Below are 12004 nucleotides of genomic sequence, written 5' to 3' on the forward strand. Positions count from 1 at the left end.
TCGAACTCACCTAGGGAGGTGAGTTCGCCATTCGAAGTCAGGCGGATGCCCTCGCAGATTCCAAAGTATCAACTGGCTTCTTTCCGCCGCCCTCAGGGGCGGGGGTGCTCCTGCCTTCTTCTGCTTTACGTGCTTGTGGGACGGCTGCCCGATTTTCCCATGGTGTTTGCACCCGACGCGCCGGACGTTGAGTCTGTGGTGCCGTTTCCATTCGGGCTTCCCATACCGGTCTCTCCATGACCCGCAGCGGCGCCGCCGCCACCTGCGCCCTGCGCAAAGGCGGCGCCAGACGGACTCATAACCGACACTGCAAACAAAATGCCCTCCATCGAACTCGCATGACGGGCGCCTCCTCGCAAAGCGATTGGTCGCAGCCGGAAAGTTGCAAATCCAACAGTCTGGCGCGTAATGCGTATGCCTTGTCCGGCCTCGGGTATCGGGCATCTTTTCTGTCGGGACGGCTATCGCCCGCAGGATGCGTTTCGGGTCATATGGACTATTGCAACCCACCGAATTTTCATCAGTGTGTAAAATTGCTGCGCGGGTTAACCTTGGCTGGGCACGAGACCCTCAGGCCCTTCCGTTCAACCGGGCCGCCAGAGCCGACCGCAGTGGCGCTCTCATAGGGGAACGCAAGCGAAGCGCGAAATCCCTGCCAACCTTTCACCGCGGCATGCTCATTGCGCAGAGAGAGAAGCGCCCTCCTGATAGACAAATGTTAACGCCACCTGGCGCGATTGAGAGTGGCCAGCCACACCGCAGCGCATATCAGACGGGGCGGATAGAGGAATCATGCCGCAAGTCATCGTCGGGCTTTTTATCTCCTTTCGCGACGGCGATGAGGCGCTCCGAGCGTTGCAGGCGATGGGTTTATCACCCGACCATGGACACCTGTACCAAACAGAGCGACGAGAAGCCCACTCCACGTCTACCGAGGAAGCTTTAGTTGCGGATTTGCGCGCGCAAGAGTATGCGGAGTATGCCGCGCACGGCGAACGGTTGGGTCTCGCCGGTTCGGCTATTCGATACAGCAGCGCAGACAGGTGCGATTCGCTGCCCGCTACCGGACCAGACATCGAGACGCCGACGCGCACGCTTCTGGTGGTCGGAGACATACGCGGCCTGCGAGCGGCTGCGGCTCGCGAAGTGTTGTACGACTTCGGCGCGGTTGCAGTCAAGGACCCTACCGGTCACTGGCGCTTCTCACCGTATCGAAACGTCTGCCGCAGCCAGGAGTAGAAGGCGGTAGCGGCGCGGGGGCGAAACTTGCCGTTCCTCGCGCCCGATGCAGCGCCCATAAGTTGGCTCACCCGCTGCGCTTCGCCGATATAACACTGAGGCCCTGCTTTGTGCGCAGCCCGCCCGGACGAACCGGATTCTGGCGCACGCCCCAAGTGCCTTGGGGCAACTCTACCTCCAGCAGACGTTTCCTTAATCCTGACGCTGCCAGATACGACGAGCGCCGCAAAAATGGGCATGTCGTGTGCGGACCATCGCTTCTCCCGGCATTTGCGCGTCGCTTGCCCCTCAAGGGCCAGATTATCAAGGACGCAATGAACGGAGGTAAGGCAATGGACGACCGATTTGATAGACGAGAACCGCTGCTTCATCCCGGGGACATTCTCGAAGCGTTGAACTGTTTAGCCAGGACAAGTCGGCCGGACGCGCCGGTGACGCAGCTTGCGCAAAAAAGAGGATTCGTTGCAGGACTTCGAGTTCCTCCGGGCGCTTGCGCCCAAGATGAAGGCGACCGAGTTCAGCGCGCATTTCGTCGGCGCGTTCTGCCTGTGGCCGAAAGGGCTATTTGAGGCGAAGCTAAATCGGACTGCACTGTCGTCGACTGTTCAGCACACCCTGTTTAATGGCAACCCCGATGGCTGGGAGGGTATGTCACTCAAGTCCAGAAGAAGGTAGCGTGGTTCGGAAACGGGCTTCCAGGTATGAAGGCGGACCCTTTGGCCGAGCCGGCTCACGATGCCGCAGAGAAGGCGAGTCCGGTCAAAGCGTCGGTCGAGGCCGCGCCGCCCGCGGAGTGGGATGCGCCCGACGAGAAGAAGGGTTGGCCTTGGCTCCACAGCCGGGGTCGACGTCCTGACGCACTGCTGCTCGTGGCATCTACCTCGGATTCAAGGTTCCCGAGCGCCCGGACCTCGGCCCTGGCGACAGCACCGTCAACGACAAAGGTGTGCGCTCCTTCGTACACGAAACAGTGAAGCTGTCGCGCTGTTGCCGTAGAGCTCACCGGTCTGTTAGAGACTGCCGGTTAGGTTTCTGCGACTCAAGGCAAGCTCCGTACAATCAGTAGGCCGTTTCGGCTACATCACATTGTCGCCTAGACCGCGGGTCGCGCATGCTTTGCGTGCGCGGCCTCAACACAACGCTGTACGTCCTCGTTCTCGCTCTGGGTGTCTACTTCCTTCTCGCTTGCAAAGCTTGAGGTACGCCGCCGCAATGCGGCGAAGGTCCTCTTCCGAGGCATCCTCGATTCCGATGAGCCGATTGCTTGCCGAGCGGTGCGACGCGAGTCGTTCGGTGAGCTTTAGGTGAACCGCAACGCTATCCTTGTTTTGACTCTGCTGAATAAGAAAAACCATCAGGAAAGTACGATGGTCGTACCCGTATTTATGACGAGCTGCCAACCGTCTGAATAGTGAAAGATAAGGCCCGTCTCTATCCAAGTAAGGACTGTAATCACCGCGAGCCCAAAGGCGATGAGCGAGCCCGCCCATCGTGTGACAGCGCTCGCGAAACAATACCCGCGCGACTGGATGGCTCGACGCATAGCGGGCTAGACGTATCGGGAACGGTACTGAGACCGTCTACGCTGCTCGTGCCACGGACTTCACGCATAGCTGCCTCCGTCAATGAATGGACGTGCCTCTGCAATTAACAGGCCATGGGTTGTCTTCACGCGTTTATCAACGGGCGAAACGGATGACTGGCCGGTCCCATACATGAATGCAACCGGCCCGGGCCCGAGCTACATGCGGTACGGTTCATGCGGAGGGTCAATGCGGACAGGCAGTACCTGTTCATCAAAAGCGCTATGGCGCAAGCACGGAACTGAACCACTGTCGTTGTCAGTGCTGCCAAAGTCGGAGGAGCCATGCAGAGCGTAAAAATCAACGAATTGCGCCCCACGCAAATGACGCACGGTCTGCGTGAAATACACCAGAAGACCACAGAATACCAATCGCTTTCTGGGCACACTTTGGATATGGCCATCGCCGAGAAGCCCATTCCGGTTGTGATTGGGCCCAACGCGGCATCGTTCGCTATCGACCATCATCACGTCGCGACTGCGCTTTGGCGCGCCGGTATAAAAGCTGTGCCGACGGTTCTGGTGGCAGACCTGTCGTCCCTCGCGCAAGACGAATTCTGGCTGACCTTGGAAAACCACCGCTGGACCTATCCGTACGATGTTAAAGGTCGCCGGGTATCCTTTACGGCGATGCCGGAACACGTCTGGGAACTGGCCGACGACGAATATCGAAGCCTCGCGGCATCGGTGCGCGACGCGGGCGGTTACGAGAAAACGACCGTACCGCTGGAAGAGTTCCGATGGGCGGACCTGTTTCGCAGCAACCTGCCGTATCCGACAAGCGATGCCGAGTTTGAATCGCTGGTGAAAAAGGCGGTCAAACTCGCAAAAAGCACCGTGGCCATTGGACTCCCAGGGTACGTCGGGCCAGCGGAGCAGAAAAGGCAGGAGTGAGTTGAACCCACTATTGGCTCGTACGACTGGACGAGCATCTGTGGCGGCCTGCCTGTCTCGCATCGACGCGGTCCGGCTATGGGTTTCTGCCACGATGCAACCTGCAGTAGCGCTCAAGCTCCAGTAGAGCGCTTCTCCAATGTGCAGCTATCAGGTGCGCTCGTTACCCGCGGAATCGGCGTTGCATCTCTGCAGCCCTGCTTCGGTTGCGGCCCATGGACCGCGCCCCTCGCGACACTATCGGTCGCGCGCGAATGACTTGGATTGTGCGGTCGAGCTTGAAAAGGAAGAAAGAAATGGAGACGCTCATTGCATTGTTTGGCGAGGGAAAAGACCTCAATTCGCTGCAAATGGCCGCGCGTGCCAGCGCCGTCTTCTTCGGCGCGCTCATCCTAATCCGAATATCGGGCCGACGTTCCTTCGGTCAACGCTCGCCGTTCGACTATGTAGTGGCCATCTTGCTTGGCGCGACGCTAAGCCGCGTGATAGTCGGAGCCTCACCTGCAATTCCAACTTTGGTTGCGTCGCTTGTCATCGTCCTCATACATCGCTTGCTCGCGTGGGCGTGTGTCCGGTCGCAGTCACTTGAATCGCTAGTAGTTGGCGTCGAGAGGGAAGTCTATCGGGACGGTCAGTTCAACAAGGACCAGATGTCACCGGCGCTCATCACAAAAGCCGACATTTTCGAGACGGCACGGCAGGAGCTAGGTTCGTTGGACCTCGAGAAGGTGCAGGCCGCCATTCTTGAGCGCAACGGGCAAGTCAGTCTAATTCGCAAGTCCGAACCGAAGCATCACCGATGAAGGTGCACCGCTTTAACGGAGATGCTCCGCGTCTTCTGCACGGAGCTGCTATCGGCGAATTGACCCACCACACAAACGGTACTTCTGCGCGGACGGCAACGGCTCGCGTGGCGCGCCCAACGGATTGCCGGTCCCGGGCTACCGCATAACGCTCCTCAACCGGGAGCTTAACCCTAGAGATTGCATGGCCGGCCTGTGCAGCAGCGCTGCTGTTAATAGACCTTCTTCATTCAGCCGCTGTCGGAGGCAGGCGCATCCATGCCCCTTCCTCAGCATCTTCGGCTTCGTCTGCTTCTGCGACATGCGGGCCGCGAGGATGCTAAAGACAGGAAGTCGGCCGACGCCCCGGGACCTCTGTGTCGGCTCACCGGTACCTAACAGCACGGCCCACTTCTTGTTCTCCATATCGAACAAAAAATCCGCCCGACTGCACTGACCGTTTGTGCGATTCTGTACTGGTGATTTCGTCGCTGCGGAGAGCAAGTGGCTGAAATTCAATTCAAGCGATATAGGGCGACAGCGCACTGAGGTCGTGCAGGAGTTGGAGCGTATTGAGGAGGACTAGCGACGTGCCGTATCAGACAAAAATGCAAGCAGCGCGGTCACGTTCACATCCTCGTCGATTTCAGGCCAGAACAATTCCTGACGGTCCATGGAAATAGCAAAGTGTTCGCGCTCCGCTTGCGAAGCTGTCTCCAGAACAGGAACCAGTTCAATGGGAATCAGACAGCCTGTCCATCGGATAGGTCCAGAAGCAAGTGCGTGCTGTCGAAATGCACGTCAACTGCGGCACCGCGCATGCTTACCACCTGAATGGGAAACAGGTTACAAGACAGGTCGCAGCCAGTGGCGTTCAAAAGAGACCGCCAGAGGGTTCGCGCCAGCAAGGCAGAATCTGCCGGTCGCAACATCAACGGCGTGGCTATTCCTCATCGCTTGCCGCTTTTCGTCACCCTGGCAGCCGGCTTTTCGGGTCCTCCCCGTTCCGGTCGGCTTCGGATTCTTCCTCATCTATCTGAATCCGCGCCTGTTCCCAATACTCGTCGGCGCGTCCCTCCGGGCTGCCGTCTTTTTCCCAGAGTTCGTAGGCCCGTACACGAATCTTCTCTTCCTGCGAAACGTTATCCATTGCATGACTCCTGGCAGGTTTCTCACGACCAGCTACTCATCCAGTTGCACAGCGACCTTTTCGATGGAAGGCGCAAGAGCTAACGCAAGAACAGGCAAACTCAACGTCGGCGACCGTATGAAAGCCATCGGCGTCTGAGGTTCCGGACGCTTTCCAGCGTTCCCCGTCAGCCTGCCGCATAACGCTGCCTAACCGGGAGCTTGACTTCGCAGACGGCAGCGTACGCCTCAAACGGCACCGCTGTTAGTAAGCCTTCTTCATTCCGCCGCTGTCGGAGGCAGGCGCATCCATTGCCCCCTTCTTCTGCATCTTCGGCTTCATCTGCTTTTGCGACATTTCGCCCGACTTTCCCATCGTGTTTGCGCCCGACGCGCCAGATGTTGACTCGGTAGTGCCGTTCGCGTTTGGGGTTCCCATTCCAGTTCCACCCTGGCCGGCACCGGCGCCCCCGCCGCCCCCTGTTCCCGCACCTTGTGCGTAGGCGGCGCCAGACAAACTCAGAATCAACGCCGAAAACAAGATTCCTTTCGTAGCAACTCGCATGATGGTCTCCCTCGTGTGCAAAGCGACTGGCTGCAACGTCGGCCGGTGCAACCCCCGCCGCCACAAGTCCCGCAATTCGCGTGCCGCTGTTCGCGGTGGCGTCGAGGTCCCCGATTTCACCGTTGGCCGTTGCGAACCGAACTGTCGCGCGCGCGGCGGTGGTCCGCGCGCTAACACGCGACCCCCGCCGCCGCCGCGCACTGAAGAAAGTTCCTCCACGCGCTTCTTTCCTTTTGCAAGTTGCTCAACATAGCGTCTGCGAAATGCACGGGCACTGACGAGAATCCAAAGCGCTATATGCCACACGTCAATTCACGACGGCTACTGTTCACTGCCAGGTAGCGCGAATGGCTTGTAAATCTGCCAGCCGAGTTAACCCTTGGCGAGCCTCGACTCCGACAGTCCTCGCTCGAGCTAGCAGCCATCACAAGTACTGGCAGCAGTCGACGCATGCCATGCGCAAAAAGCGCCTCCGCCGTGGCATGCGCGTTGCGCGCCTAAGGGCGTCACCCTTTAGGAGAAGACCATGACAATTCTTGACCCCAAAATGCAGTCGCAGACGGGCGGCACCGGCGCGAACATTACCGGCAGTGGAGTCGGTGATGGGCCGGGGCCAGACGTGATGGCCGCAGCGACTCTGGATAGCACCAAGGTGATGTCGTCTGACGGAGAACACGTTGGCAAAATATCCGACATCATGCTCGACGTGCGCAGTGGCCGCATCGCATACGCCGTTCTCGCCGAAGGCGGTTTTCTTGGCATGGGCAGCAAGCTGCACGCGATTCCGTGGCGCGCGCTGACCCTGGACACTGACGAGAAGTGCTTTATCGTCGACATAACGGCCGAACGAATCAAGAACGAGCCCGGGTTCGACAAGGACCACTGGCCCTCCATGGCAGACGCGCAGTGGGGTACGACCGTGCATCAGTACTACAACCGCGACCCGTACTGGTCTGCTACCCGCGATGTCAGCGGAAGAGACATGACTGACATCTGAGGTTTCTATCCGGCAGGCAGCGTGCGGATTAACCGCTCTGCCTGTCCGATTGCCGCACATAGATAGCATGCCGATGCAATCGCCGCACCGTTATGTTGTTTTGCTCAAGGAGGAGGACATGACGAACCATCAAAAGAAACAGACGCGCGAAGCTGGCGGCGAAAATAGCAAAGACAAGCAGCCGGCCGACGACCCCCACCGCCGCACCGGCTCGCCTATGCCTGACACCGCGGCCCCCATCCTCCAGTCAGAGGACGATGAACTGTCCGATGAAGATGCGCCGAAATAGAAGCGACCTGACGGACAATCGATGGCCGGCCGGTACGCTCGCGACCGCCGAGATTTGAGCGAAGACCTCGAGACCGCTGGCTGGTAACGGGCGGAGTAAATCGTTTCGTTCAATTGTTGGTTTGGATTTGATGGTTGCGCCAGCCGAAATGGGGTGGCCACAGAAGAAGTGCGGGTAAGTTGTCAATTCCTCGTCACCCATGGAAAGCTTGAAATCCCGCTCTCCCGGTGACGCGAAACCTCGACGCGGCGAAATCGCGAAGCCAGCCGTAGAAGCGACAACTGTTTCTGGTGCGACACACGCCGGCCTTCATGTCTTTTCCATCATCGGTCTCTGGAAGAACTTGGCGTTACAGGAGAGCAGTGTCGTGGCAATCCTGCTGCAATGTTTTGCTTCGCCGTTTCTGACACGGCGGGAAAAACCCTTTCGATTGAGTATCCTGCGAACGAAGTCAAGTCAATGTTAGTTCAATAGGCGCTCAACGACTACGCCATCGAATACAAACGCACATGACAAAGTCAATCACGCCGTTCGCCTCTACCCCATCACATCAGCGACCGTGCCGATGACAAGGCCCTCGACTTGGGCTCCGGAATTGAATTGTGGGCTTAACCAGACGAGACTAAGATACCTTTGACTGGAGAAAATCATGCGCGCAGTCAATATGTTGGAAGCGAAATCGTCGTTGTCTCGCCTGGTCGAAGCCACCGAGCATGGCTAGGAGCGCGAAATCATGATTGCCCGCATCGGTCGGCCGGTTGTCAAGCTGGTGCCTATCGCAGCCCCTGCGGGAAAGCGCCTAGGTATCGCACAGGGGGGCGAGGTGCCCGACACGATTGACGCACACAGCGCCGAAATCGCCGGGCGTTTTGCAGGCGGGAGCCAATCCTGAATTGGCAGCTCTACGCTCGCGTGCTGTGTCTCGATTACCGTTGCCCGCTTTGCGCTAGGGAGCGCAAATTGTTGCCACATCCAACTGCGGTCAAAATTCTAGGTGACAGTTTTACGGTCGATTTGTCGGATGGTCGCGCCATCGATGTGCCGTACAGCGTGTCACCAAAAATCGTCGGCAGTAACGCCTGAGCAGCGCGCTGCGTCGCGCCTTTCGCTCAGCGGCCTGCATCGGGACCAAATCGGCGAAGACCTGGGGATTGCGGGATTGCTCAGGGACTTTGATTGAAATGCCCCGTATCTGGCAAAACGCCTCCGCAGGCAAAAACTCGCCTATGCACACCAACCGGTGCCGGGACGCACACGCTCGTTGCTCAAAGCGTTGCCAACCCGTGCGGTCAGGCGACAGTCTCAGTCTGACCAACATTCCGGAAAGTCGTCTGGCGACATCCATCTGGCCACGCAGGACGCAAGTGCCTCAAGCAGCGCGTCAGTATTCAGGCAGTACCTCCGGTAGGAAAGGAACGGCGTGACAACAAGACGTGTCTCTGAGCCGCCCGCGTTACGGTCCACGTAGACAAACAGGCGACGTTCATTGTCCCGGTTGCCGATAACAATTTCCTCATGCGGACAACCCTCGAAACCGAACGCGCTCACGAAATCTTCGAGGCTTGTCGTCCCCGTCGCAATGATAACTTTCGGATGGTGCGTCTTCCGAAGCTCGCGCATGAACTCGAATCGACCGCCGTTGCGGCAAAGGTTTCGATATTGCTCCTTGTCGCTGAGTTCAGGCTGCGCCTGATGGGTAGACTCCCAGTTCCGACTGTTAACTTGAGGAGACGCTAGCGGGAAGAGATTCAATTTGAATTCGTACGAGTCCTGGCCATACAAGTAGTTGTCGCGGTAGTGTTGCCAGGTCAGGTTGCCAGGGTTTGTACCTGCCTCTTCCAGTACGTTTCGACGAATGCCAACAACAATTTTCGCCACCTTTTCCCAAAGCGGCCAAGACCGATGTTTTCCGGCAGCTTCTTTAACGCGTCGCTCAATGCTCCACGCGTCATGCTCGTGCTCAGGGGTAACATCCTCCAGAGTCGCACAGTCTTTGCCGTGTTCAATGCCGCACAGCCATAACTTAGCGGTTTCAAGATTTCCGCCATCCATCCCGACGAAGGAACGGAAGTAGTCGCACAGCTCATCTTTGGTGAATTGTTTCATGTATTTTTGTTTGCAGCCCCGCGCTCCGCGCGTTTAGCCTTGAATAGCCCTTCGGCTCTTCGCTTTGTATGACAGGTACGATTCGAGAAGCCCCTGAATGTTAGCCGCGCCGACTGGATTTGCACTGTGAACCGAGAATTCAAACTGGTCGGGGATGAATCGTCCCGAGCAGTCGAGGTCGGTTTCGACCAAGCATTTTGCAACAACTATCGCGGTATCGTCTCCTCCCAAGTCGTGGTCGAACGACACTCTTGCAGGACAGCCTCGCTCCTTCAGGAGCGCAATCGCCTCGGATGAAGAGCGCGCGACCATCCATTCCCCACTCGGCGCGTCTCGTAGGTCATCGATGAATAGCCAGAAAACTGCGTTGCACATCAATACCTCCGCCGAAAAGAACGCAGACGCGATGCCAGCAAGTCCAGGATACGTTGATACGATAGCACTTGACCATCATCGCGTCACTGCCGTGCAGCAGTCGTTCCCAAACGATTACAGCAATCATTCGGGTCGCTCTGTTTGACTTCCTCTTGGAAGTGCAAGCAGTTCCAGCAATGCGCACACAATGCGAGCCGCACAGCTGAAGCCTTCGTAGGCCACCGTGAGGAACAGGTTCGAACGAACCGCCGGTAACTGCCAGACGAACGGATTTTCTCGAGCCTGCTCACAGCGCAGCCAAGGAGATGCGTTGGCAGGTGACTTCCGCAAGAGAGGTGGCGTCTTAGGAGAGTAGCGCAAGCTGAAGAACAGAACCATCCGCGCGCACTAATTCCTTGTCCTGGTTGCCACAATGCGCACACTCGGAAAAGCACAGAGCCAGCCCAGACCCAACGGAATTTATTAGAAGCGCGCCCACGAGCCAGATTCGGGAGACAGCCCCGCTTGCGCATAGCGACTACACAGATTAAAGATTATATGATTACCGGCGCGCTCGACCGCAAAAACTCCAAGGCAACGTTAGAGTTTTCGCAAGTGGATACCCATTTTCCGTGTATGAAGGTCAAGCAAAACGTGGGTGGAGGTCAAGTTGCGCGTGGGTGAAGGTCAAATAAAACGTGGGTGGAGGTCGAGTCATGTCGATGAACTTCCACACGTCGATTTGATGCAGACCGCCGGCCCTGCCGTGTTACTGGTCGTACTCGTTCAACGCCTCTTCGTATGCCGGCACTGCGAAACCGCCTGATGTGAAGCTTATCGAGCTCGGCACTGCGACGCGCGGAGAACTCAACCTGGCTCGTCTGCGCCAATGCCGTCGAACGGCGCTCCGTAACCCTGAGGTTCTGCGCTCGCCGTCGAACTTCCAAGAAGACGACGTATTCGACAGAATCAGGTGGAGGCGCCTGTTGCCGACGACGTCATTGGGTCTACGACCTCGAAGCCGTCTGCGCACCAAAGCGAAGAAGCTGTCTCACGCGCGGCCTATGAGGCGGCGTAGCCATGAACCGCAAGGCGCGCGGGTGGCGTTCTTGTAGGCTTCCCACAACCTGGGCGACTGCCAGGTCGAGACCGCCGGCAGCAGCTCGAGCATGGTCGCACGGACATGGGGTGTGTCACGAAGCGCCCACTGTTCCGCGAAATCGCCGAACCATTCGTCCATCGTGTAGGCGTCGTCGTACCCTCGCAGGTTGACGGTTCCTGTGTAGCCATCGCGGACCAGGTCCAGGACGTTGGGCAATTCGTTGAGCGTCTGCTGGTAGGCACTCTCCAGGTCGAGCACTGGCCAGCGCTCCTGAATGGGATAGCTGGCACAGCGAGCGCGCACCAGCGCGCCGACGCTCGCCCGCACCGCTGGCGTATCAACCAGCGGACTGATTTTCTGCTCGCGCAGTGCTTCGAAGAACTCCTGGACCGTCAGCCGGTCGGCCATCGGCTGCCCCTTATATAAAGCCCCGCCTTACGCCATCGAATTCGGCGAGCTACCGCGGTCAGACGCCGACGGTATGCTGGTAGAACCAGTCATTGAACGCGTCGAAGCCCTGCACGGTCAGCCCGAGCCGGTGCGCGTTCTCGCAGGCCCGAACCAGCATCCAGCACGCAGCCTCCTCGAGGTCGGCTTCGAAGTCCGGCGCATCGGCCTTGTCAAAGTGCCGCAGCGCGGCGGTCACACAGTTGTCCGCGTCATTGAAGGTTTTGCTGTCTAGCGGCCGGCCGTGCAGCTTGGTGTGCGCCAGGTCGGCCGCATCGAACTTCCAGTCCACGCCGGCCTGCTGCCCCTTGTTCAGCAGCGCCTGTCCCAGTACACGTTCGGCGGCGCTGGCCAGGGTGATGGCCGAGGCGAAGCGATGGCGCTCCAGGAACGCGTCGAGCGCCATCTCTAGCTGCTCGCGAGCGAGGTCGATGCGGTGGCAGGTTTGCGCAGTCATGGTCGGGCTCCGGAACGGATGTGGCAGTCCCAGTCTACTGCGGTTCACGGCGCGTTTCCGGG

At 58.5% G+C, this 12004-nt stretch carries 13 protein-coding genes and 1 pseudogene; 6 read left to right on the forward strand and 8 right to left on the reverse strand.

Features of this window, described 5'->3' with window-relative positions:
* Positions 1-792: 792 nt before the first annotated feature.
* Both HV744_RS20855 and HV744_RS38275 read left to right on the forward strand, forming a co-directional pair.
* Positions 793-1239, forward strand: coding sequence for a hypothetical protein (locus HV744_RS20855; protein WP_175151306.1), 447 nt, complete (start codon positions 793-795; stop codon positions 1237-1239).
* A gap of 441 nt (positions 1240-1680) precedes the next feature.
* Entirely contained in the window at positions 1681-1914 is a 234-nt protein-coding gene (locus HV744_RS38275) for a hypothetical protein (protein ID WP_343056438.1), read from the forward strand.
* Positions 1915-2369: 455 nt separating this feature from the next.
* On the opposite strand, the pseudogene HV744_RS20865 reads toward HV744_RS38275, so the two are convergent.
* A pseudogene (locus HV744_RS20865) lies at positions 2370-2782 on the reverse strand (low affinity iron permease family protein).
* 324 nt (positions 2783-3106) lie between these two features.
* Between HV744_RS20865 and HV744_RS20870 the strand changes: the two are divergent.
* Both HV744_RS20870 and HV744_RS20875 read left to right on the forward strand, forming a co-directional pair.
* Complete coding sequence (locus HV744_RS20870) at positions 3107-3715, forward strand: ParB-like protein (protein WP_175151307.1); 609 nt, start codon at positions 3107-3109, stop codon at positions 3713-3715.
* Between the two features lie 296 nt (positions 3716-4011).
* Positions 4012-4518, forward strand: coding sequence for a DUF421 domain-containing protein (locus tag HV744_RS20875; protein ID WP_175151308.1), 507 nt, complete (start codon positions 4012-4014; stop codon positions 4516-4518).
* Positions 4519-5079: 561 nt separating this feature from the next.
* Here the strand turns inward: HV744_RS20875 and HV744_RS38280 are convergent.
* The 3 genes from HV744_RS38280 to HV744_RS20885 form a co-directional block, all read right to left on the reverse strand.
* Positions 5080-5262 carry a DUF2442 domain-containing protein gene (locus tag HV744_RS38280; protein WP_343056441.1) on the reverse strand — a complete coding sequence of 61 codons (183 nt, stop codon included), beginning with the start codon at positions 5260-5262 and terminating at the stop codon, positions 5080-5082.
* 205 nt (positions 5263-5467) lie between these two features.
* Positions 5468-5647 carry a DUF2934 domain-containing protein gene (locus HV744_RS20880; RefSeq protein ID WP_175151309.1) on the reverse strand — a complete coding sequence of 60 codons (180 nt, stop codon included), beginning with the start codon at positions 5645-5647 and terminating at the stop codon, positions 5468-5470.
* Positions 5648-5890: 243 nt separating this feature from the next.
* Positions 5891-6190 carry a hypothetical protein gene (locus HV744_RS20885; protein WP_175151310.1) on the reverse strand — a complete coding sequence of 100 codons (300 nt, stop codon included), beginning with the start codon at positions 6188-6190 and terminating at the stop codon, positions 5891-5893.
* Between the two features lie 526 nt (positions 6191-6716).
* Between HV744_RS20885 and HV744_RS20890 the strand changes: the two genes are divergently transcribed.
* Both HV744_RS20890 and HV744_RS20895 read left to right on the forward strand, forming a co-directional pair.
* Positions 6717-7187 (forward strand): PRC-barrel domain-containing protein, encoded by a 471-nt coding sequence (locus HV744_RS20890; RefSeq protein WP_175151311.1) that lies wholly within the window; start codon positions 6717-6719, stop codon positions 7185-7187.
* 118 nt (positions 7188-7305) lie between these two features.
* Positions 7306-7476: a hypothetical protein gene (locus HV744_RS20895; protein ID WP_175151312.1), complete on the forward strand. Its 171-nt coding sequence runs from the start codon at positions 7306-7308 to the stop codon at positions 7474-7476.
* Between the two features lie 1302 nt (positions 7477-8778).
* Here the strand turns inward: HV744_RS20895 and HV744_RS20900 are convergent.
* The 4 genes from HV744_RS20900 to HV744_RS20910 all read right to left on the reverse strand — a co-directional run bounded on the left by HV744_RS20900 (position 8779) and on the right by HV744_RS20910 (position 11942).
* Positions 8779-9582 (reverse strand): hypothetical protein, encoded by an 804-nt coding sequence (locus HV744_RS20900; RefSeq protein ID WP_175151313.1) that lies wholly within the window; start codon positions 9580-9582, stop codon positions 8779-8781.
* A 33-nt stretch (positions 9583-9615) separates the two neighbouring features.
* Positions 9616-9957: a cyclic-phosphate processing receiver domain-containing protein gene (locus tag HV744_RS38285; RefSeq protein WP_343056439.1), complete on the reverse strand. Its 342-nt coding sequence runs from the start codon at positions 9955-9957 to the stop codon at positions 9616-9618.
* Between the two features lie 1030 nt (positions 9958-10987).
* On the reverse strand, positions 10988-11446 hold the full coding sequence (locus HV744_RS20905) for a hypothetical protein (protein WP_175151314.1): 459 nt from the start codon (positions 11444-11446) through the stop codon (positions 10988-10990).
* Positions 11447-11504: 58 nt separating this feature from the next.
* On the reverse strand, positions 11505-11942 hold the full coding sequence (locus tag HV744_RS20910) for a hypothetical protein (RefSeq protein WP_175151315.1): 438 nt from the start codon (positions 11940-11942) through the stop codon (positions 11505-11507).
* Positions 11943-12004 lie beyond the last annotated feature (62 nt).

Source organism: Paraburkholderia ultramafica, from assembly GCF_902859915.1.
Classification (GTDB): Bacteria; Pseudomonadota; Gammaproteobacteria; order Burkholderiales; family Burkholderiaceae; genus Paraburkholderia; species Paraburkholderia ultramafica.